Below are 21,259 nucleotides of genomic sequence, written 5' to 3'. Positions count from 1 at the left end.
CGCTGAGTCCGAAGGGGCCGGATCGCCGCCCCCCTCTCTTCCTCTTTGCCGGCTTATTTCAGGTGATGGACCTCTTGCAGCCCATAGACCGGCGTCTCCAGACCCTCCATCCGCGCCTTCAGCTGCAAGGCGAGATAGAGCGAATAGTGGCGGGACTGGTGGAGATTGCCGCCGTGGAACCAGAGCGCTTCCTGCTGCGTCGGCTTCCACATGTTGCGCTGCTCGCCTTCCCAGGGGCCGGGGTCCTTCGGCGTGTCGGAGCCGAGGCCCCAGACCTTGCCGACCTTGTCGGCCACCTCCTGGCTGATGAGATCGGCGGCCCAGCCGTTCATCGAGCCATAGCCCGTGGCATAGACGATCAAATCTGCGGGCAGTTCGGTGCCGTCGTCGAGCCTCACGCCGGTCTCGGTGATCTCATCCACCTGGCCGGCCTTCAGCTTGATGCGCCCGTCGATGATCATCTGGCTGGCGCCGACATCGATGTAATAGCCCGAGCCGCGACGCAGATATTTCATGAAGAGGCCGGAGCCGTCCGCGCCCCAGTCCAGCCGGAAGCCGGCCTTTTCGAGGTCGCGATAGAAGTCCGCATCCACCTCGGCGATCTTCTGGTAAACCGGAATCTGGAACTCGTGCATGATCCGGTAGGGCAGCGAGGCGAAGATCAGGTCGGCCTTCTGCGTCGTCACGCCATTGGCGAGAGCGCGCTCCGAGTAGAGATCGCCGAGCCCATGTTCCATCAGCGATTCCGAGCGCACGATATGGGTGGTCGAGCGCTGGACCATGGTGACGTCCGCTCCCACCTCCGCCAGGGCGGCGCAGATATCATGGGCGGAATTGTTGGAGCCGATGACGACGACGCGCTTGTCCTTGTAGGCGTCCGGGCCGGGATGATCGGAGGAATGCTGCTGTTCGCCCCGGAAGCGGTCCATGCCCGGAAAGCTCGGCCAGTTCGCCTTGCCCGACATGCCGGTGGCGAGCACCAGCTGCTTGGGGCGCAGCGTCACCTCCTCGCCATTGCGGTCCACCACGACGGTCCACTCGCCCTTGGCCTCGTCGTAGCGGGCGGATTTGGCCGATGTGGAGCCCCAATAGTTCAGCTCCATCACCTTGGCATACATTTCCAGCCAGTCGCCGATCTTGTCCTTGGGGGCGAAGACGGGCCAGTTCTTGGGGAAGTCGATATAGGGCAGGTGGTCGTACCAGACGGGGTCGTGCAGGCAGAGCGACTTGTAGCGCTTGCGCCATTGGTCGCCCGGCCGCTCGTGCCGGTCGATCACGATGGTCGGCACGCCCAGCTGGCGCAGGCGCGCCGAGAGAGCGATGCCGCCCTGCCCGCCGCCGATCACCAGAACATAGGGCTGCTCGCTATAGCCGAGATTGCGCGCCTCCGCCTCGCGCCGCTCCGCCCAAGTCTGGCGGTCGGCATGGACGCCATGCTCGGCGCCTTTCGGGCGCCGCTCGTTCATCGGCTCCTCGAAGCCTTTCAGCTCATGCAGCGTCGTCAGAAAGGTCCAGGCCTTGCCGTCCTTGAGGCGCAGAAGGCCTCGGCCCCGGCCCTGATCGGTCTCGAAGATGAACCAGGCGGTGACGACGCCGCCGTCCTCGCTCGGCTCCTCGTCCAGCTGGAACTTCGAGGCCGCAATATGCGGCAGCTGCGCCTCCAGCATCTCCCGCACGCCCTCCTGCCCCTCCACCGTCTTGAGGTTCCAGGTGAAGGACACGAGATCGCGCCAATAGCTTTCGGTCGCGAACAGTGCGGCGGCGGCTTGTGCGTCCTTGGCGGCCAGCGCGGCTTCGAAGCGAGAGAACCAGTCTTCCGCCTGATGGCGGGTTGGAGCCTTGGCGGCGCGCTCCGCGGCGGGGCGTTCCAGAGTTTCGCTCATATCGGTCATTCCTCCCAAAACGAACCAATGCAGAAAATGTAAGCCGGCTTACTTCGTGAGATCGATCATGATCTTCAGCTGCGTTCCGGCGGGGTCCAGCAAGGCGTCGAAACCCTCGCGCACGGCGTCCTTCAGCTGGATGCGCTTGGTGACGACCTTCGAGGCCGGCAGGCGGCCCGTCGCGATCAGATCGATGACGCGCGGCCAGGACGTCGTCGGATAGGCCCACGATCCCCGGACATCAATATCCTTACAGGTGACGGAGAACCAGTCGAGCTTGGAGGGGCCGGGATGCAGGCCGACCTGCACCACGACGCCCTGCCGGCGCACGGCCTCCACGCAATTGCCGAGTGCCCGCTCGTTGCCGACGGCCTCGATCGCCACATCGACGCCGACGCCATCGTCCGTCCCCGTGCGCACACGTTCGGCGACGCTCTCTTTGGTCGGGTCGATGGTCACGAGATCGGGGTCGATGGTGCGCGCCAGATCCAGCCGCTTGGCATTGGGATCCGACAGGAACACGCGGGTCGCGCCGGCGGCCCGGGCGGCGAGCACGGTGAGAAGGCCGATCGGCCCCGCGCCGGTGACGAGAACGCTGGAGCCGGCACGCACGCCGCCCCGGTCGCAGGCATAGACCGCGACGGCGGTCGGCTCCACCAGCGCCGCCTCCTCCTCGCTCATAGCGTCGGGAATGCGATAGACATTGTAGTCATTGAGGATCGACGCCTCGGCCATGCCGCCCCATGGCCAGGAGAGGCCGGCCAGCGCCAGCTTCTCCGACAGGAAGAACAGGCCGCGATCGGCGTAATATTCATTGTCGCGCGGCATGATCAACGGTTGGACGGACACGCGGTCGCCCACTTTCACCTTGGTCACGCCCTCGCCGATCTCGGTGACGGTGCCGCCGAACTCGTGGCCGAGGATCTGGGTGCCCGAGACGCCGGTGAAGGGATGCGGCTCCTTGGGAACGAAGATCGGGCCATAGGCATATTCGTGCAGATCGGTGCCGCAGATGCCGACCCGCGTGTTGCGGATGCGGACCTGGCCGGGGCCGGGCTGGCCCGGCGCCTCGATCTCCTCGACGCGCAGATCCTTGGCGGCATAAAAAATTAGGGCTTGCATGGTCATGGCGTTCCTCCCGCCGCAGGGATTGCAAGCGCGATGCCAAGTGGCGAAAGCCCGGTGCGCCGGGCCTTGGCCGCGAATCCGGGCTCTGCTGCGCGCCGCAGCCTGTGGCGGATGCCGCAGGTGTGGCGCACCGGGGCTATTGCGGCTGCGCGAGGCCGAGCCGGCGCATCCGGCGATGCACAGTCGTGCGGTCGCAGCCGAGCCGGCGCGCCGCTTCCGAGACATTCCAGCGGCAGGCGAGAAGAAGCGCGCGCAGCGTCTCGGCGTCCTCCGCCTCGCTTTGTGCGGGCGGCGCATCGGAGGCGAGCGAAGGCACAGACCATGGCTGTGGCTGTGCCTCGCCCAAGGCTTCGGGAAAATCGGCCAAGCGGATCGTGCCGTCTTCGGCCAGCGCCGCACCCAGTTCCAGCGCGTTGCGCAGCTCGCGCACATTGCCCGGCCAGGCATGGCGCAGGAGCGCCGCGCGCGCGGCGGGGTCAAGCTTCGCGCCGCCGCCCAGCCGCTCGATCAGCCAGCCCAGATCCTGTCGCTCGCGCAGCGGCGGCAGGCGCAGTGTCGCGGCGTTCAGGCGATAGAACAGGTCCTCGCGAAACGCGCCCTGCCGCACCAGCGCGCCGAGATCGCGATGCGAGGCGGAGATGACGCGGATATCCAGCGAAATCGGTTTGAGCGCGCCGACCGGCACGATCTCGCGCTCGGAGAGAACGCGCAGAAGGCGGGATTGGAGCGACAGCGGCATGTCGCCGATCTCGTCCAGAAACAGGGTGCCGCCATTGGCCGCCTCGATCAGTCCCGCTCGTCCCTTGGCGCTGGCCCCGGTAAAGGCGGAGGGCGCGTGGCCGAACAGCTCCGCTTCGATCAGGCTTTCGGGCAGCGCCGCGCAATTCAAGGCGACGAAGGGCTTGGTGTCGCCCCGGCTGCGATGAATGGCGCGGGCGAGAACCTCCTTGCCGGTTCCCGTCTCGCCCTGCAGCAGGATGGAAAGCGGCGCGCGGGCGAGCCGTGCGGCCTTGGCCAAGAGCGTATCCATCGCCGGGTCGCCGCCGCTGAGGTCCGCCAGCGCCGGGGGCAGCGCGCCGGGCGCGGGCTTCAGCGCGCGGGGCGAGACGCGCGGCGGCGCGATGGCATGGGCGAAGACGCGGTTTCCGTCCCGCCCCGCCAGAAGCCGGCTTTCGCTCGGCCGATCTCGCGTGAGGTCGGGCAGGTCGTCGAGGGCAAGTTGGAGGAAATCGCTGATCGGGCGGCCGAGCACGGCGCCGGGGTCGCGCCAGTCGGCCCCGACCGCGCCGGCCAGAAGCTTCTGCGCGGCATGGGTCAGCCCCGCCACGCGGCCTGAGGCGTCGAGCGAGACCGCGCCGTCGGGATCGACGTCGAGGAATTCGGGCGAGCGGCTGAAACGGATCACCCATTCGCCCCGCGCGCTCGCCATGAGATTGGCCAGCTCGATCCGCCGCGCCGTGGCGGAGACGAGATGCAGAACGAGGTTCTGGCTGATCTTGGCTTCCGGCGAGCGTAGGGCCGAAATGTCGAGAACGGCGGCCAGCGTCCCGTCCGTGTCGTAGATCGGCGCGGCCGAACAGGTCAGCGGCGTATGCGTCAGGTCGAAATGGTCGCTCTGGTGGATGCAGAGCGCCTCGCCCGTCGCGAGGCAGGAGCCGACCGCACAGGTGCCCGCTCTCGGCTCCGACCATTCCGAGCCCAGATAAAGGCCGGCGCGGCGCAGCTGGTTGTCGAAGGTCGGATCGCCGATAAAATCCACCGTAACACCCAGCGCATCGGCCAGAAGCAGGACATAGCCCTGCCCCGCCATCTGCCCGTGCAACGTTTCAAGGCCGAAACGAGCGGTGCGGATCAGATCTTCCGAGCGCTGTCGATGCTCGCGCAGGCGCGGCTCGGGCAGGATATAGGCCTCGCAGGCGCGCGAGGGGTCGAGACGATAGGTCTCGATGCAGCGGCGCCAGGAATGGCTGACCACCTCATCCCGCCGCGAGGCCGCACCGAGCGCGACGGTCTCGATCTCGTGAATATGCTGATGCGCGGCCGCAGCTGCCATTGGCTCGAACGCGGCGCCGGTTGCTCAGGACAGGACCGCCGGCCGCCCGCCAAGGGCCTCCCGCGACGATCCCGCGCCAAGTGCCGATACGCCGTCCTCCCGTTTTGCCCGGCAGTCTGGCACGGGACCGGGCCAGCGCCAAGAGGCGGGCGGCGACTGCGATTGGCCCTTGGAAAGCGACAGGTCGCCGCGAGGCCTGCCGCCGATGCTGAGTCGCCCTACAAAGAGCGGGAGGCCCTGATTCAGCGAGACTCCTGCCCATGACGATCGAGCCGGCGCGCATTCGCGTTCTCAACGAAGCCGAGCCGAACGCGGCGGGGCGCTATGTCCTCTATCTCCTCCAACAGGCGAACCGGTCGCGCTTCAACCCGGCGCTGGAACTCGCCATCGAGGAAGCGAACCGGCTCGGCCTGCCGGTCGTGGCCTGCTTCGGCCTGCTGGACGGGTCCAACGGATTTCCCGAGGCCAATGCGCGCCATTACGCCTTTCTTCTGGAAGGGCTGGCGGACGCAGCGAAGGGCCTTGCGGAGCGCGGCGTCGGCTTCGTGCTGCGCAAGGCCTCGCCTGCCGCAATCGCGCTGGACCTGTCGCGCAAGGCCGCGCTTCTGGTGCTCGACCGGGGTTATCTCGCGATCCAGAAACAGTGGTACGCCGAGATCGTAAAGGGCGCGAAGACCCGTGTGGTGCAGGTGGAGGGCGATGTCGTCGTGCCTGTGGATCAAGCCTCCACCAAGCACGAGCACGCCGCGCGGACCCTGCGCCCCAAGATCCGCAAGCAGTTGGACGAGTTCCTGAACCCGCTGCCGCATCACAAGGTGAAGCACTCCGCCGAGGGCTTGAGCTTCGCCCATGCGATCGACATGTCGGACCCCGAGCGGGTTCTGGCCGGCATGGACCTCGACCGCTCCGTGCCGCCCGTGAAGCGCTTTCGCGGTGGCGAGAGCGAGGCGCGGCGGCGGCTCAAGGCCTATCTCGACGGCCCGTTCGCGCGCTATGGAGCCGAGCGCGGAAAGCCGGAAGCGGGCGCGGCCTCGCATATGAGCCCGTACCTCCATTTCGGCCAGATTTCGCCGGTCGAGATCGCGCTCGCCGTGCGGGCCGCCAAGACCGGCAGCGCCGAGGACAAAGACGCCTATATCGAGGAGATCGTGGTGCGGCGCGAGCTGGCGATGAACCATGTCCACCACACCGAGCATTACGACCGCTACGAGAGCGCCGTGCCGGCCTGGGCGCGCCAGACGCTGGAGGAAAAGAGCGGCGACATCAGGCCCCATCTCTATAGCGACGACGAGCTGGCGGAAGGGCGGACCCACGACCATGCCTGGAACGTCGCCATGGCCGAGATGCGCGAGACCGGCTTTATGCACAATCACCTGCGCATGTACTGGGGCAAGAAGATCCTCGAATGGTCGAAGACGCCGGAGGAGGGCTTCCAGCGCACGCTGCGCCTCAACAACCGCTACTTCCTCGACGGGCGCGACGCCAATTCCTTCACCAATGTCGCTTGGGTCTATGGGCTGCACGACCGGCCTTGGGCACGGCGACCGATCTTCGGAACGGTGCGCTATCAAAGCGAGAACTCGATCCGCAAGATCGACGCCAAAGCCTATGAGCGCACGGTCGAAGAATTATGCGCGGCGGAGCGGGCCGACGCGGCAAGCAAGCCAAAGACGCCGCCCAAGCTGAAGCGAACGAAAGCCAAGGCTGTCTGAAAGGAGCCACCGGCGCGTTTCACGTGAAACAAAAGGCGACCCGCCTATCGTCTTAGGACAAGAACGAGAACGAACGCCGCACCTAGCGCCGAGGTGACGATGCCGACCGGCAATTCCTGCGGCGCAAGAACGACCCGGCTGGCGAGATCGCTCGCCAGAAGCAGGATGGCCCCGATCAGCGCCGAGGTCGCGATCAGACAGGCATGGCGCAGGCCCACCAAGGCGCGGGCGAGATGGGGCACCATCAGCCCGACAAAGCCGATGACGCCGGACAGGGCGACCAGCGCGGCGGTGGAGAGCGCCGAAAGCGCGAAGATGGTGAGGCGCAGGCGCGCCACATCGATCCCGAGCGAATGGGCCGTTTCCTCGCCGGCCAGAAGCGCGTCCAGCCGGTTGCGGCAGGCAAGACCGGTTCCGAGCGCCAGCGCCGCGCCGAAGAGGCCCAGCGGCAGATTGCTCCAGCTTGCGAGCCCCAGGCCGCCCGCCGTCCAGAACAGAACGGAATAGGCCGCGCGCTGGTCTCCGGCAAAGACGAGCCAGGTGGTGAGCGCGCCGAAGAGGAAGGAGACGGCAAGGCCCGCGATCACCAGCCGCTCCGGCGCCTTGCCGCCCTCGCGCGCGAGAAGCGCCAGAACCGCGGCGGCCGAGAGAAGCGCGCCGGCAAAGGCGGCGACCGGCAGCGTCCAGACGCCGAGCCGATCCCCGAACAGGGTAATGACCGAGACCGCCCCCGCCGCCGCGCCCGACGACAGGCCGAACAGGAACGGGTCGGCCAGATCGTTGCGGGTCGTGGTCTGAAGCAGCGCCCCGACGACGGCCAGCCCCGCCCCGACGCAGATCGCCAGAAGCACACGCGGCAGGCGCAGGTCGAGAACGATGCGCGCCACCGGCCCCGACGCCTCGGGCCCGAGCCCGACCGCGCCGGCGAGCGCGCGCGCCACGTCAGCCAGCGGCAGCGGCGTCGAGCCATAGGCGATGCCGGCGAGCGCCAGGGCGAGGAGGAGCGCCGTTCCGACGCTCCAGAGGCCGATGACCCGGCGCGTCATTTCGCGGGGAAGCGCGCGGGATGCAGCGCCTTGGCCAGCGCTTCCACCGCGTCGATATTGGCGGGACCCGGCGTGATCTGCTCGTAGCGCAGCGGCAGGAAGCGCTCGTTCTTCACCGCGTCGGTTTCCTTCATCGCCGGATGAGCCTTGAGGAAGTCCAAAAGCTTCCGGTAGCCCGCGCCGTCCTGATAATCGAGAAGGATCAGGAATTGCGGGTTCTTGACGGCGACATCCTCCCAGGATGTCGTGCCCCAGCTCATGTCGAGATCGCCGAGAATATTGGTGCCGCCCGCCGCCTCGATCAGCGCGGTCGGCATGGCGAACTTGCCCGCCGTGAACGGCTTGTCCTCGCCGGAATCGTAAAGGAAGACCGAGACCGGCGCTTCGCCCTTTACAGCCTCCTTCACCTTACTGATGCGCGCTTCCCAACCGTCAACGAGTTCCTTCGCCTTGGCATCCTTGCCGAAGATCGTACCGAGGGCCAGTTCGTCGGTGTAGAGAAGGTCCATCGAGGCGCGGGGCCGGGCCTTGTCCACCTGCGCGCAGCTTTCGGTCAGGACATAGGTCGGAATGCCCTTGGCGCTCAGCGTGTCGGGCGTCACCTCCCCGCCGGGTTTCATGCCGTAGTACCAGCCCGCGAAGAAGAAATCGGCCTGGGCCGCCAGAAGGGTCTCCATTGTCGGATATTTGGGCGCGAGTTCGGGGATCGAGCCCTTGGCGGCGTCGAAGGCCGGCGTCGTCTTGTACCAGCCCGAAACGCCGGTGACGCCAGCCATATTGGGCTGGAGACCCAGGGCGAAGGCCATCTCGCTCATGTTGAGATCGTGGACGACGGCGCGCGTCGGTGCCTTGTCGAATGTCAGCGTGCGCCCGCAATTCTCGACGCTCACAGGAAAGGCGTAGGCAGAGGTGGCGGCGAGCGCGGCGGCAAGGCCGGTCAGAAGGGCGGACATCTTCATGCGTCGTCCTATCGTGAGGAAGCGTCGGGCGGCGTGTCGAACACGAGGAGCGACCGGCCCGTCGCGGGATTGGTGAAGGGAAAGCAGTCCATGGCGAAGACGGCGCGCACCGTCTCGGCCGATAGCGCCTCCATGGGAGGACCGTGGGCGACAAGCCGCCCGGCGCTCAGAACGGCAACCCGATCGGCAAAGGGCGAGACAAGCGCGAGATCGTGCAGGACGGCGACCACGGTGATGCCGAGGTCGCGCGCCAGCGCCAGCATGTCGGCCCGCGCGCGGGGGTCGAGATGGTTGGTCGGCTCATCCAGAACGAGGATCGAGGGGCGCTGGGCCATCGCCCGCGCGATGCCGGCGCGCTGGCGCTCGCCACCCGACAGGCTGTCCAGCCGCCGGCTCTCGAGACCGGACAAGCCGACCAGCGCCATGGCATCGCCCACCGCCGCCCGATCCTCGCGCGCCGTGGCGCGAGCACGATGGGGGATGCGGCCAAGCCCGATATAGTCGGCGAGGGTCAGCCTCCCGTCCGGCAGGTCGCTCTGGCCGACCACCGCGATCCGCCGCGCCCGCTCGAGCGGCGCGATCGCCTGGAGGTCGCGCCCGTCGATCGAAACCCGGCCGCGCGTCGGCCGAAGGCGCGCAAAGACGAGGCGCAGAAGCGAGGTCTTGCCCGCGCCGTTGGGCCCGACCACGGCCAGCCGCTCGCCCGGTTCGATCGCGAGATCGAGACCTTGCAGGATGCCGCGCCCGTCCCGCGCGCAGAAGTCGATACCGGCGAGATCGATGCGGCCGGGCGCGAGCGGGCTGGATGACATGGCACTGCGAACTTCAGATTTTCGAGCCTGAACGGGAGCACGTCAGGGACGAACAGGGGGGTGAGGCTGGGTGCGAGGAATGAACCTCGACCGGCAAAAGGGCTTTACGATGTTATATTATAACATTGCAAGCCCCTGCTCGGCGCGGGGAGACCACGCCTTCGGCGAGAAATCTGCCCCACGCAGACGGACGCCGCATGGGGGAACCGCAGCATCAACGGGATCGAAGCCATCAGGGGGGATCGCGAAAGAATCTCTGGGAAGCCGATCCTTTCGGCGCTGGGGGTCGGTCGGCGCAGAGCCGGGTCGGATGAGCGAAGCAGAGTGATGCCTCTCACCCGGCAGGCTCTAACCCAGAGGCCGCGCGGCGCAAAGCGCGGCGCGATCACGGCTTCGTTCGAGAGCGGCGGAAACGCTCGGCAACGGGCCGGAAAGAGGACGCGGACGTCGAGCGTCGCCTTTCGCCGTCCGGTCGGGGAGACGCGCTCGGGCAGGTCCGGGGAGTGTCGACGAACCCGATGCAATCCTGTTCGACACTGACCGGGGGTGGGCGTCAGGCGGCGGCGTCGAGGCCGCCACGTTCGTGCTCCATTCGTGCCGCCTGTTCGATCGCTCGTTCGCGAAAGGCCATCTCCATGCGCGGATGGAAGACGCGGAACCCGTTGCGCCCCTGTGCCTTGGCCTCGTAGAGCGCCATGTCGGCCTGCCGACAGAGCGTTGCGAAATCGAGATGCGCATCGCGCCAGATGGCGATGCCGATGCTGACGCCGATATGCGTGCGATGGCCGTCGATCTCGAACGCTTCGGCCAGTCGGCCGACGATGCGCTTGGCGAGCCCGCGCTGCTCGCCTTCGTCCAGCCCTTGAACGAGGGCGGCGAACTCGTCCCCGCCGAGGCGAGCCAGGCACACGCGGGCATCGCACTGGCTACGCAGCCGGTTCGCCACTTCGACCAGAAGCGCGTCGCCGGCTTGATGCCCCAGCTTGTCGTTGACGCTCTTGAAGTGATCGAGATCGAAATACATGATCCCGAGATGCCCCGCCCTGCCATGGCGCAGCGCATCTTCCGTCATGCTGTCGAAGCCCCGGCGGTTGGCGAGTTCCGTCAGCCGATCCGTTTCGGCCTGGACGCGCAGATCCTCCATCAACCGCCGACGCTCGTTGATCTTGGTGGCCAGCACGGACACGGCTGAAAAGAGCGTGCGCATCTCGCTGATCGAACTGTCGAGGCTCATGCGTTCGATCGAACGATTGCCGGCCAGCGAGACGACCGCCTCCTGCGCGGTCAGAAGCGGCAGCAGGATCTTGCGCCGAACCGAACCCAGGAACCAGAAGGCCGCGCCAAGGCACAAGAGCGAACCCAGAAGGGTCAAGCCGAGGCGGCTCAAAGCCGTCGCGCGGCGCTCCTCGAACATGCCGATCATGTGCGACAGGTAGAGATTGCGCATGTCTTCGAGCGGTTTGAGATGCGGCACGTAAAGCGCCGTCAACTGGCTCGGTTCGATGGAATAGGACGCCCCCGCCTTCCCTTCCGCCACGATCCGCCGCAGAAGTCCCAACCCTTGCCCGAAGAACTGCTGGCCGATGTCCTGGGCCAGCGGCTGAAACTCGGGATCGGCAGAAAACAGCCTTTGCGTACCGAGCAGGCGATTGATCTCCAGAAGCCGTCCCTCAGCGCGATAGAAGCGTTCGATCTCGTCTTCCGTCAGCCTTTCGCCGCGGGAGACGGATGGAATGATATGGGAGGCGATGCGCCCGCCGAACTCGCGCAGGTCGCTGACGCTTTGGGCCACCATCGTGGAACCGGCCACGATCGGTCCCAGAAGCGCAAGGGCTTGCGCCCCCGTGTCGAGCGCGCCCTGGTAATGGTCCACCACCTCGATCATGCCATTCACGGCTTGGCGCACGTCCTCGCGCGAGCGGCTGCCGGCTGGCATGGCGGCGATCCGATCGACCTCGGCACGGGCGGCCACCAGTTCGTCATGGGCGTCTGAAATGGTCTGGGCGATCGCTTGGAAGATGAAGGGCTCCGCCCACTGCCGATCCATACCGAGCGCAGTGTCCAGCGACAGATCGGTCACGGCACGAAACTCGGTCAGTCGACGGGTTGCGGCGGCGTCCGATCCCGGTTCGATCGACATGACGACGTTGGATGGGCCCCGCTCGGCCGAGATGCGATTGGCGGTCGTCAGAAGCAGATGGTAGGCTTTGATGGCATGGAGATTGCGCTCGCCCTCCTGAAATTTCAGCAGAAGGGGCCAAACGCCCCAAGCCATAGCCAGGATGAGACTGGCCGCAAAGCCCGACAGCGACAGCCGAAGCCATCTCTTCAACGATACGGGCTTGCGGGAAGGGCCGAGCGGCATACCACCTTCGAGGTCTAGAGAGCGTTCGATAATTTCAACAGCAGGCTTGAAATTTTCCTGAATCCAAGCGGGCCCGAGCGCTATTTCCCCAGAATGGGAAGCCCGCGCCGCCCCTGCAGCATAGGCCTTTCGGCGCGACGACGCGGGCCGCGCCTTGCGCCCCCGCTTGAAAAGCGCGCTCGGTACCGCCATCTCGCGCCACGACCCCCCATTCGGAGGCTATTGGAACGCGACCATGACTGTTGAAACCGCTGCGCCCGAAACCCGCCCGTTCGAGGCCGATGTCGCCAAGCTGCTGCACCTCATGGTGCACTCGGTCTATTCCGACAAGGACGTCTTCTTCCGCGAGCTGATCTCCAATGCGGCGGATGCCTGCGAGAAGCTGCGCTTCGAGGCCCTGAGCGACGCCTCCCTGATGCCGGGCGAAGCGCCGTTCCGGATCGATGTCACGCTTGACCCCGAGGCCAAGCAGTTGACCATCGAGGACAATGGCATCGGCATGAGCGAGGCGGACCTGTCGGAGGCGCTCGGCACGATCGCGCGCTCGGGCACCAAGGCCTTCATGGAGCGCGTCGCCGGCTCGAAAGAGGCGGAAGGCAGCCATTTCATCGGCCAGTTCGGCGTCGGCTTCTATTCCGCCTTCATGGTGGCGGACGAGGTGGAGGTCGTGACGCGGCGCGCGGGCTCCGATCAGGCCTGGCGCTGGCGCTCGGACGGGCTCGGCACCTACACGATCCAGCCGGTGGACGTGGCGGAGGCGCCCGCGCGCGGCACCCGCGTCACGCTGCATCTGAAGGAGGACGCGGCGACCTACGCGGACGCCTACACGGCCGAATCCACGATCAAGTCGCAGTCCGGCCATGTGCCGGTGCCCATTTGGCTGAAGGAGAAGCCCGATGCCGAGCCGCGCCAGATCGCGGACGGCGCGGCGCTTTGGATGCGCCCCAAATCCGAATTGAAGCCGGAGGATTACACCGACTTCTACCGCTCCTTCGCCGGACAATATGACGAGCCCGCGCTGACGCTGCATTACCGCGCCGAAGGCCTGCACGAATATTCCGTGCTCGCCTTCGTGCCGGAATCGAAGCCCTTCGACCTGTTCGACCCCGACCGCGCCGGGCGCTTGAAGCTTTATGTCCGGCGCGTCTTCATCACCGACGAGGCGGAGATCCTGCCGCGCTATCTGCGCTTCGTGCGAGGCCTCGTGGACTCGGCCGACCTGCCGCTCAACGTCTCGCGCGAGATGATCCAGGAAAGCCCCGCGCTCTCCGCCATCAAGAAGGGCGTCACCAACCGCGTCCTGTCGGAGCTGGAAAAGCTCAGCGACAAGGAGCCCGAGCGCTACCTGAAGATCTGGGACACATTCGGCCCGGTGCTGAAGGAGGGCCTCTACGAGGATTACGGCCGCCGCGCGGCGCTGCTGTCGCTCGCCCGCTTCAAGACCACGGGTTCGGGGAGCGAATGGCGCTCGCTGAAGGATTACGTCGCCAACCTGAAAGAAGGTCAGGACGCGATCTACTACGCGGTCGGCACCGATCTCGACCGGCTTCTCGCCTCGCCGCAGCTGGAGGGCTTCCGGGCGCGCGGCATCGACGTCCTGCTCCTGCCCGATCATGTCGATAGTTTCTGGGTCACGGGCGGCATCGAATACGAGGGCAAGCCCTTCCGCTCGGTGACGCAGGGTCTCGCCGATCTCGGCAAGATCAAGCTGACCGAGGGCGAGGCGGACAGCGCCGATGTGTCCGACGAGGTTGGCGGCTTCATCGCCTTCGCCAAGACGGTGCTCGGCGACAGCGTGTCGGATGTGCGCGCGTCCGAACGCCTGCGCGAAAGCGCGGTCTGCCTCGTTGCGCCCGACACGGGGATGGACCGGCAGTTGGAGCGCCTTCTGGCGAGCGCCGGTCGCGCGCCCGCCCCGTCGAAGCCCGTCCTGGAGATCAACCCGCGCCACGAGCTGGTGGAACGACTGAGCCGGCTCAGCGAAAGCGAGACAAGCCTTCGCGAGGACGCGGCCCATCTCCTGTTCGACGAGGCGCGCATCGCGGACGGCGAAGCGCCCCTCGACCCGCGCGGCTTCTCGGCCCGTCTCGCCCGCGTTCTGACCCGCGCTGCGGGCTGAGGCGGATCAAAGAGACGAAGCCGGCTAACGGCCTCTCCATAAGCGGCGAGCGCTTCGATGCGCTCGCCGTTTCAGCATGTAAGCGTTGCGCAAGATGCCGTTGGACGGGAGCGCCCTTTTCATGGCGTGCGCATTCGAAATCTTGCATGACCCCGCCCGCTTCGACGCAGGAGGCAGCGCGTCTTATACACCAGACCGGATTGAATGATTCTCCGCGGCGCCGAGTTGAACATGCGGCGAGCCTGACCGACCGTCGCGCCATAGGCCGGGCTTATGCTCCTCTCGACGCCGAGATCACAACCGCCCCGGACCGCAAGGCGAAAACCCGTCGATCATCTCACACGATACGTCGCAGCCTTGGGCGGATGATACGATCCGCAAAGGGATGTTCGATTCGAATAGCAGCTCCGCCCCCCGCGATCTCCGCTTTCGCTTCGCGGCGGCGCCAGCAGATTTTCAGTGGCCGTGCACGACATTGGTGAGCACGGCCTCAGCGAAAGGCGCGGCTATCGCGGCGTCATCGACATCCGCGACACAAAACGGCGCATCAACGGCTCGCATGGCGCGGGCAGGGTCTACCGCATGGCGGATCTCAAGGTGACGCCACGTCACACCGAGAGCTTGTAATCGGTGGCCAGCCACCGTCTCGGATCGCAACGATCGGGCGGCGTTTTCGTTAGGACATCATGAGGTTAGGGATTCAGAAGGAGCCTTGGAACTCATGTCACGAACTGTTCGCATCGTTCATCGTCCGTCCACCGTCTGGGAACGCAATCAGGCCGAGGGCGGCATCCGGCATCATCAGATCGCGGCCTATCGCGAAGTGACGCGTGTCTTCGTACATCCTCGCCGATCAGATGCAGCCCTGCCCAGCGCGGCGGTCGCGTCGGAAGCGCTTAAGGCCAATGCCACCGAACAAGGGGCCTGCGTCAGCGCCTGATCGACGCAGACTTATGTCATGCGAAAGGGCCGGTCCACTCGCGGCGGACCGGCCCTTTCGCATATCTTTAGGTAAGCCACGCTCTGTCGGCGCGGCTTCAAGGGGTTAGTCGAGCTGGCGCACCGCGCCCTTGGCGGCGCTGGTGGTCATCGAGGCATAGGCCTTCAGCGCGGTCGTCACCTTGCGCTTGCGGATCTCGGCGGGCTTCCAGGCGTCGCGGCCCTTGGCTTCCATCTCGGCGCGGCGGCGCGCGAGTTCCGCGTCCTCCACCGCGAGATGAATGGAGCGGTTCGGGATGTCGATCTCGATCCGGTCACCCTCCTCGGCGAGCGCGATCAGGCCGCCTTCCGCCGCTTCCGGCGAAACGTGGCCGATCGACAGACCCGACGAGCCGCCCGAGAAGCGCCCATCGGTGACAAGCGCACAGGCTTTGCCGAGGCCCTTCGACTTCAGATAGCTCGTGGGATAGAGCATTTCCTGCATCCCCGGCCCGCCACGCGGGCCCTCGTAGCGGATCAGGACGACATCGCCCGGCTCGATCTGGCCGGACAGGATCGCCTTCACCGAGGCGTCCTGGCTTTCGAAAACGCGCGCGCGGCCGGTGAATTTCAGGATCGATTCATCGACGCCCGCCGTCTTCACGATGCAGCCGTCTTCGGCGAGATTGCCGTAAAGCACCGCGAGGCCGCCGTCGCGCGAGAAGGCATGCTCGAGATTGCGGATGACGCCCGCGTCGCGGTCGTCGTCCACCGTGTCGAAGCGACGGTCCTGGCTGAAGGCGACCTGCGTCGGCACGCCGCCGGGCGCGGCGCGGAAGAAGTCGCGAACGGTCTGGCTTTCGGTGCGCTTGATGTCCCAGCGCTCCAGCGCGGCGCCGAGATTTTCGGCATGGACGGAGCCGACCGAGGTGTCGAGAAGGCCGGCGCGGTCGAGCTCGCCCAGAATGCCCATGATGCCACCGGCGCGGTGGACGTCCTCCATATGGACGTTCGCGATCGACGGCGCGACCTTGCAGAGAACGGGAACGCGGCGCGACAGGCGGTCGATATCGGCCATGGTGAAGTCCACCTCGGCCTCGTGCGCGGCGGCCAGCAGATGCAGCACCGTGTTGGTCGAGCCGCCCATGGCGATGTCGAGCGTCATGGCGTTTTCGAAGGCGGCGAAGCTCGCGATGGAGCGCGGCAGAACCGAAGCGTCGTCCTGCTCGTAATAGCGGCGCGCGAGATCGACCACGAGATGGCCGGCCTCGACGAAGAGGCGCTTGCGCTCGGCATGGGTGGCGAGCGTCGAGCCGTTGCCCGGCAGGGACAGGCCGAGGGCTTCGGTCAGGCAGTTCATGGAATTGGCGGTGAACATGCCCGAGCAGGAACCGCAGGTCGGGCAGGCCGAGCGCTCGATGGTCTTGACGTCCTCGTCCGAGATGCGGTCGTCGGCGGCCGCGATCATCGCGTCCACGAGGTCGAGCTTCTTCTCGGTCATGTCGGGCCAGACGACCTTGCCCGCTTCCATCGGACCGCCCGAGACGAAGACGGCGGGGATGTTGAGGCGCATGGCGGCCATCAACATGCCCGGCGTGATCTTATCGCAGTTCGAGATGCAGACCATGGCGTCGGCGCAATGCGCGTTGACCATGTATTCGACCGAGTCGGCGATCAGCTCGCGCGAGGGCAGCGAGTAGAGCATGCCGTCATGGCCCATCGCGATGCCGTCATCGACGGCGATCGTGTTGAACTCCTTCGCGACGCCGCCGGCCGCCTCGATCTCGCGGGCGACGAGCTGGCCGAGGTCTTTCAGATGCACATGGCCCGGCACGAACTGCGTGAAGGAATTGACCACGGCGATGATCGGCTTGCCGAAGTCGGAATCCTTCATGCCCGTGGCGCGCCAGAGGCCACGGGCCCCGGCCATGTTGCGGCCATGGGTGGTCGTGCGGGAACGATATGCGGGCATGAAAACCTCCTGTGCCCGGGTGGGCGTACCCGCCATTACACCTATTCCTGAATCATTCCAACTGTCTGTGGTCCGATGTTTTTCTTGGCGCTGGGAAATGACTGCTGCACGGCGGGTCGGGCGGCGCGGTCTGCCGGGCCGATGCGCGGTTCGGCAGGGCTTCTCAAGCATGAGCGACGCGCTTGACCCATACCGACGTGGTCGAGCGCCCGAACCTCGTTGTGTGTAATCGGATGCGGCCCGGACCCAATGGCCTTTCCGCGTGCTATCTCTGGCCTTCGAATGGACCCACAGCGCGTCGATCACGCCCGCGTGAGGTTCACGCTGATGTCATGCGGGCTGCGTAAGGCCGCCGAAACGATCCGTTTGCCCCCGCTTTCCGGGCGCATTCGACCTATGGGGGACTTGTCCATGTCACGCCTCTTCGGCCTTGCCGCCAGTCTGTCTCTTGCCGTCCTCGCTCTTGCCGGCCCCGCCTTGGCCGAGAGCAAGCTCACGCTCTACACGAGCCAGCCGAACGAGGACGCGCAGGCGACCGTCGATGCCTTCAAGGCCGAGCATCCCGACATCACGGTGGAATGGGTGCGCGAGGGCACGACCAAGGTGATGGCGAAGCTCCAGGCCGAGTTCGCCGCCGGCGCGCCGCAGCCCGACGTGCTTCTGATCGCCGATAGCGTGACCATGGAAGGGCTGAAGCGGGACGGGCGGCTCCTGCCCTTCCCTGAGGCCGACACCAAGGGCTTCGACGCCGCGCTGGTGGACAAGGACCATACCTATTTCTCCACCAAGCTGATCACCACCGGCCTGGTGGCCAACACGCGGGCTGGCGAAGCGCCGCGCGCCTGGAAGGATCTGCTCAAGCCCGAGATCGCCGCCAAGACCACCATGCCGAGCCCGCTCACCTCGGGCGCGGCGCTGGTGCATGTCGCGACGCTGGCGCAGAATTCCGAGTTCGGCTGGCCCTATCTGGAAACGCTCGCCAAGGAGGGCACGAGCGCCAGCGGTGGCAATGGCGCGGTGATGAAATCGGTGGCCGGCGGCGAAAAGGCTTACGGCGTGATCGTCGATTATCTCGCCATCCGGGAAGCGGCCAAGGGCGCGCCGGTGAGCTTCGTGTTCCCGACTGAAGGCGTGTCGGCGGTGACGGAGCCCGTCGCCATCCTGAAGACCGCCCAGAACCCGGACGGCGCCAAGCTCTTCGTCAACTTCCTGCTCAGCGAAGCCGGCCAGAAGCTGGCGGCCCGCCAAGGCTATCTGCCCGCGCGCAGCGGCATCGAAGGCCCGGCGGGCTTCCCCGCGCGCGACACGATCAAGCTCCTGCCCTTCGACGCGGCCAAGGCGCTGGCCGACGAGGCCGAGAACAAGAAGCGCTTTTCCGAACTCTTCGGCGGCTGAGGCAAGACGCGTTGAGAGCCACGCCCACTGAGCGCTGGACGATCGGGGCGCTCGCCCTGATCGTCGCCCTTCTGTCGATCCTGCCGCTCGTCCGGCTGGCGATGGAAGCCGTTCTGCCCGGTGGGCGGGTGGATCTCGGCCCCGCGCTCGGCGTGCTCAAAGCGCGCTCGACCTGGATCGCCACCGGCCACACGCTGGCAACGGCCTCCGTCGGCACGCTGATCGCCGTCCTGATCGGCCTGACGCTGGCGCTTCTTGTCGGGCTGACGGACATTCGTGGCCGCAAGGTGTTGACCTTCTGCGCGCTTCTCCCGGCGATGATCCCGCCGCAGGTGACGGCGCTCGCCTGGGCGCAGCTGTTCGGCCCGGCCAGCCCGCTTCTCAATACGCTGGGTCTCGCCCCGGAGCTTGGCTCGCCCAATCCGCTCTACAGCGCGGGCGGCATCATGGTGCTGCTCGGCGTCCAGCACGCGCCGCTGGTCTTCCTGTCGGTGCGCGCGGGCCTGCGCGCCCTGCCGCGCGATCTCGTGGAAGCGGCGCGCGCCTGCGGGGCCGGCCGGGGCCGCGTGCTCGCCACGATCATCCTGCCGGTCATGACGCCGCCGCTGGTGGCGAGTGCGGCCATCGCCTTCGTTTCGGCGGTCGGCAATTTCGGCATTCCCGCGCTTCTCGGCATTCCCGCCGGCTACACTGTCCTGCCGACGCTGATCTACCAGCGCCTTGCCGGCTTCGGCCCCGCGATCATCGGCGAAACGGCGGTTCTGTCCGTTATCGTCGGCCTCGTCGCCTTTAGCGGGCTGGCGCTCCAGGGGCTGGCCCTGCGCGGGCGGGACTATCGCCTGTCCGGCTCGGGCGCAGCTCTCGAGCCCTTCCGCCTCGGCCGCTGGCGCGGGGCGGTGGAGGCGCTGGTGGTTGCCCTCATGCTGGTGATGGTCGCAGCCCCCCTGATCGGACTTCTCGCGACCTCCCTCGTCACTGCCTACGGCGTGCCGCTCGGCCCCGCCACCGCGACGCTCGGCAATTATGCCGAAGTGCTGCTGCGCCAGGACATGACGATCCGCGCCTTCCGCAACTCGGCGGCGCTGTCCCTGGGCGCGGCGCTGCTTCTCTCCTGCCTCGTCGTCCCGCTCGGCGTGCTGCTCGTCTGGCGGAAAAGCCGGCTTCTGCGCCTCGTCTCGGCGGCCGCCGACATTCCCTATGCCCTGCCCGGCATCGTGCTCGGCATCGCGGCGATCCTGCTGTTTCTAAAGCCTTTGCCGCTTCTGAACTTCAGCCTCTACAACACGATCTGGATCATCTTCCTCGCCTATCTCGCGCGCTTTTTGGTGCTGGAACTGCGCCCCGTGGTGGCCGGCGTCAGCCAGCTCGACCCCGCGCTGGACGAGGCGGCGCGCATGACCGGGGCGGGCTTCCTGTTTCGCCTGCGCACCATCGTTCTGCCCCTCGTCGCGCCCATGGCGGCGGCGGGGGCCATTCTCGTCTTCATGACGGCCTTCAACGAGCTGACCGTTTCAGCGCTGCTCTGGTCGGCCGGAAACGAGACGCTGGGCGTCGCGGTGTTCAATCTGGACGATGCCGGCCGCGCGCCGCTGGCCGCCGCTCTCGCCAGCGTGACCGTGGTGGTGATCCTCGCTGTTATGGCGCTCGGCTCGATGCTCGCCCCGCGTCTGCCCAAGGGCGCGCTGCCCTGGACCGATTGAGCGCCGGCTCTTCGAGCCCCGCCGATCAGGCGAGCGCGGCTTCCCGCACCGGCAGGGTCGCCGCCTCGCCGTCCTCCGGCAGCAACCAACCGCCCTTGAGGCCGACGCGCAGGCTCTCACCTTCCGCGTAAGGCGCGTCGGCATGGACGGCCAAGCGCAGGCCGGGAGCGGCCAGCGGTTCCACCACAAGGCGCGAATGCGAGCCCTTGAAGGTCGAGGACAGAACACGGGCGGGGAATCCGCCCGGCGCGTCGGCTTCCAGATCCTCGGCCCGCAGGCAGACGCGCCCGCGCGCCCCGGCGGGCAGGCGCAGGCTGGGCCGGCAGCGCAGATCGGCTTCGACACCGAGCAGCCGGGCCCGCGCATGGCCCTGCCCCGGCGAGAGAAGGATGTCGGCCTCGACCACATGACCATGGCCGATGAAGCGGGCGACCGCCTCGGTTGCAGGCTCGCGGTACAGGGTCGCCGGCGCGCTGACCTGAAGAATGCGCCCGCGCTCCATCACCGCGACCCGGTCCGCCATGGCCATGGCCTCGGCCTGATCATGGGTGACATAGACCATGGTCGCGCCCGTGCGCCGGTGGAAGGCGCGGAAGGTTTCCTCCATCGAGGCGCGCAGATGCATGTCGAGATTGGCGAGCGGCTCGTCCAGAAGCACGATGCCCGGCTCCATCGCGAGGCACCGGGCGAGCGCCACGCGCTGGCGCTGGCCGCCCGACAGATCGGCCGGACGCCGCCCTTCGAAGCCGGAGAGATCCACCGCCGCCAGCGCCTCGGCCACCTTGCGCGCTCGCTCGGTCCCGCGCAGGCCTTTGACGCGTAGGGGATAGCCGACATTCTCGCCGACACTCATATGCGGCCAGAGCGCATAGGACTGAAACACGATGGCGACCTGCCGCGCTTCGGGCTGCACGAAACAGCCCGGCCCGGCGACAAGCCGTTCGTCGAAAGCGAGCGTGCCGTCGGTCGGCGCCTCGAACCCGGCGATCAGCCGAAGCAGCGTCGTCTTGCCGCAGCCCGACGGCCCGAGCAACGCCAGGAACTCGCCCGCCTGGATGTCGAGCGACACGTCATCCAGCGCGGCAGGCCCGTTCGGGAAGCGGCGCGTCACGCCGCGAAGGTGGATCGAACGCGCCATACCGGCCTCAAGCGTTTGCATCGTCGTGCGTTTTCCCGGCCTGCCATACATCCATGACA

The 21,259-nt window shown here is 67.1% G+C and carries 15 protein-coding genes; 6 read left to right on the top strand and 9 right to left on the bottom strand.

Annotated elements, in window-relative coordinates; genetic code table 11:
* Positions 1–53: 53 nt before the first annotated feature.
* From AUL36_RS19775 to AUL36_RS19765, 3 genes are all read right to left on the bottom strand, one after another.
* Positions 54–1,883 carry a flavin-containing monooxygenase gene (locus AUL36_RS19775; protein ID WP_062223605.1) on the bottom strand — a complete coding sequence of 610 codons (1,830 nt, stop codon included), beginning with the start codon at positions 1,881–1,883 and terminating at the stop codon, positions 54–56.
* A gap of 48 nt (positions 1,884–1,931) precedes the next feature.
* Positions 1,932–3,005, bottom strand: a complete 1,074-nt coding sequence (locus AUL36_RS19770) for a 2,3-butanediol dehydrogenase (protein WP_062223603.1) — start codon at positions 3,003–3,005, stop codon at positions 1,932–1,934.
* A gap of 142 nt (positions 3,006–3,147) precedes the next feature.
* The gene (locus AUL36_RS19765; protein ID WP_062223535.1) at positions 3,148–5,064 is read right to left on the bottom strand and encodes a sigma-54-dependent Fis family transcriptional regulator; all 1,917 of its coding nucleotides are present in this window, start codon (positions 5,062–5,064) and stop codon (positions 3,148–3,150) included.
* Between the two features lie 260 nt (positions 5,065–5,324).
* Here AUL36_RS19765 and AUL36_RS19760 point away from each other — a divergent pair, with 260 nt between their 5' ends.
* Positions 5,325–6,776 (top strand): deoxyribodipyrimidine photo-lyase, encoded by a 1,452-nt coding sequence (locus tag AUL36_RS19760; RefSeq protein WP_082655956.1) that lies wholly within the window; start codon positions 5,325–5,327, stop codon positions 6,774–6,776.
* A 44-nt stretch (positions 6,777–6,820) separates the two neighbouring features.
* On the opposite strand, the gene AUL36_RS19755 is transcribed toward AUL36_RS19760, so the two are convergent.
* The 4 genes from AUL36_RS19755 to AUL36_RS19740 all read right to left on the bottom strand — a co-directional run bounded on the left by AUL36_RS19755 (position 6,821) and on the right by AUL36_RS19740 (position 11,925).
* Positions 6,821–7,822 carry a FecCD family ABC transporter permease gene (locus AUL36_RS19755; RefSeq protein WP_062223533.1) on the bottom strand — a complete coding sequence of 334 codons (1,002 nt, stop codon included), beginning with the start codon at positions 7,820–7,822 and terminating at the stop codon, positions 6,821–6,823.
* Positions 7,819–8,775 carry an ABC transporter substrate-binding protein gene (locus AUL36_RS19750; protein WP_062223601.1) on the bottom strand — a complete coding sequence of 319 codons (957 nt, stop codon included), beginning with the start codon at positions 8,773–8,775 and terminating at the stop codon, positions 7,819–7,821. The genes AUL36_RS19755 and AUL36_RS19750 overlap by 4 nt, the downstream gene beginning before the upstream one ends.
* Positions 8,776–8,789: 14 nt before the next feature.
* Complete coding sequence (locus AUL36_RS19745; RefSeq protein ID WP_062223531.1) at positions 8,790–9,593, bottom strand: ABC transporter ATP-binding protein; 804 nt, start codon at positions 9,591–9,593, stop codon at positions 8,790–8,792.
* Positions 9,594–10,146: 553 nt separating this feature from the next.
* Positions 10,147–11,925: a GGDEF domain-containing protein gene (locus AUL36_RS19740; RefSeq protein WP_192843872.1), complete on the bottom strand. Its 1,779-nt coding sequence runs from the start codon at positions 11,923–11,925 to the stop codon at positions 10,147–10,149.
* A gap of 268 nt (positions 11,926–12,193) precedes the next feature.
* Between AUL36_RS19740 and htpG the strand changes: the two genes are divergently transcribed.
* From htpG to AUL36_RS19730, 3 genes are all read left to right on the top strand, one after another.
* Positions 12,194–14,077, top strand: coding sequence for a molecular chaperone HtpG (gene htpG / locus AUL36_RS19735; RefSeq protein ID WP_062223527.1), 1,884 nt, complete (start codon positions 12,194–12,196; stop codon positions 14,075–14,077).
* A 459-nt stretch (positions 14,078–14,536) separates the two neighbouring features.
* Positions 14,537–14,704: a hypothetical protein gene (locus tag AUL36_RS23980; protein ID WP_156418497.1), complete on the top strand. Its 168-nt coding sequence runs from the start codon at positions 14,537–14,539 to the stop codon at positions 14,702–14,704.
* A gap of 94 nt (positions 14,705–14,798) precedes the next feature.
* Positions 14,799–15,017 carry a hypothetical protein gene (locus AUL36_RS19730; protein WP_062223525.1) on the top strand — a complete coding sequence of 73 codons (219 nt, stop codon included), beginning with the start codon at positions 14,799–14,801 and terminating at the stop codon, positions 15,015–15,017.
* A gap of 105 nt (positions 15,018–15,122) precedes the next feature.
* On the opposite strand, the gene ilvD is transcribed toward AUL36_RS19730, so the two are convergent.
* Positions 15,123–16,967 carry a dihydroxy-acid dehydratase gene (ilvD, locus tag AUL36_RS19725; protein WP_058634437.1) on the bottom strand — a complete coding sequence of 615 codons (1,845 nt, stop codon included), beginning with the start codon at positions 16,965–16,967 and terminating at the stop codon, positions 15,123–15,125.
* A 411-nt stretch (positions 16,968–17,378) separates the two neighbouring features.
* Here ilvD and AUL36_RS19720 point away from each other — a divergent pair, with 411 nt between their 5' ends.
* Together AUL36_RS19720 and AUL36_RS19715 are read left to right on the top strand one after the other, a co-directional pair.
* Entirely contained in the window at positions 17,379–18,362 is a 984-nt protein-coding gene (locus AUL36_RS19720) for an ABC transporter substrate-binding protein (protein WP_062223599.1), read from the top strand.
* A gap of 101 nt (positions 18,363–18,463) precedes the next feature.
* Positions 18,464–20,062: an ABC transporter permease gene (locus tag AUL36_RS19715; protein WP_082655966.1), complete on the top strand. Its 1,599-nt coding sequence runs from the start codon at positions 18,464–18,466 to the stop codon at positions 20,060–20,062.
* Between the two features lie 25 nt (positions 20,063–20,087).
* Here the strand turns inward: AUL36_RS19715 and AUL36_RS19710 are convergent, their stop codons facing one another.
* On the bottom strand, positions 20,088–21,200 hold the full coding sequence (locus tag AUL36_RS19710) for an ABC transporter ATP-binding protein (RefSeq protein WP_062223597.1): 1,113 nt from the start codon (positions 21,198–21,200) through the stop codon (positions 20,088–20,090).
* Between the last annotated feature and the right edge of the window lie 59 nt (positions 21,201–21,259).

The organism is Aureimonas sp. D3 (assembly GCF_001463805.1).
GTDB lineage: Bacteria > Pseudomonadota > Alphaproteobacteria > Rhizobiales > Rhizobiaceae > Aureimonas > Aureimonas ureilytica_A.
The sequence above is the reverse complement of the archived record's forward strand: the minus strand, read 5'-3'. Positions and strand labels throughout refer to the sequence as shown.

What these genes read in the sequence shown, in the direction of transcription:
- AUL36_RS19775 (WP_062223605.1), bottom strand. Translation starts at nt 1,883, where the DNA reads ATGAGCGAAACTCTGGAACGCCCCGCCGCGGAGCGCGCCGCCAAGGCT.
- AUL36_RS19770 (WP_062223603.1), bottom strand. Translation starts at nt 3,005, where the DNA reads ATGCAAGCCCTAATTTTTTATGCCGCCAAGGATCTGCGCGTCGAGGAG.
- AUL36_RS19765 (WP_062223535.1), bottom strand. Translation starts at nt 5,064, where the DNA reads ATGGCAGCTGCGGCCGCGCATCAGCATATTCACGAGATCGAGACCGTC.
- AUL36_RS19760 (WP_082655956.1), top strand. Translation starts at nt 5,325, where the DNA reads ATGACGATCGAGCCGGCGCGCATTCGCGTTCTCAACGAAGCCGAGCCG.
- AUL36_RS19755 (WP_062223533.1), bottom strand. Translation starts at nt 7,822, where the DNA reads ATGACGCGCCGGGTCATCGGCCTCTGGAGCGTCGGAACGGCGCTCCTC.
- AUL36_RS19750 (WP_062223601.1), bottom strand. Translation starts at nt 8,775, where the DNA reads ATGTCCGCCCTTCTGACCGGCCTTGCCGCCGCGCTCGCCGCCACCTCT.
- AUL36_RS19745 (WP_062223531.1), bottom strand. Translation starts at nt 9,593, where the DNA reads ATGTCATCCAGCCCGCTCGCGCCCGGCCGCATCGATCTCGCCGGTATC.
- htpG (WP_062223527.1), top strand. Translation starts at nt 12,194, where the DNA reads ATGACTGTTGAAACCGCTGCGCCCGAAACCCGCCCGTTCGAGGCCGAT.
- AUL36_RS19730 (WP_062223525.1), top strand. Translation starts at nt 14,799, where the DNA reads ATGTCACGAACTGTTCGCATCGTTCATCGTCCGTCCACCGTCTGGGAA.
- ilvD (WP_058634437.1), bottom strand. Translation starts at nt 16,967, where the DNA reads ATGCCCGCATATCGTTCCCGCACGACCACCCATGGCCGCAACATGGCC.
- AUL36_RS19720 (WP_062223599.1), top strand. Translation starts at nt 17,379, where the DNA reads ATGTCACGCCTCTTCGGCCTTGCCGCCAGTCTGTCTCTTGCCGTCCTC.
- AUL36_RS19715 (WP_082655966.1), top strand. Translation starts at nt 18,464, where the DNA reads ATGGAAGCCGTTCTGCCCGGTGGGCGGGTGGATCTCGGCCCCGCGCTC.
- AUL36_RS19710 (WP_062223597.1), bottom strand. Translation starts at nt 21,200, where the DNA reads ATGGCGCGTTCGATCCACCTTCGCGGCGTGACGCGCCGCTTCCCGAAC.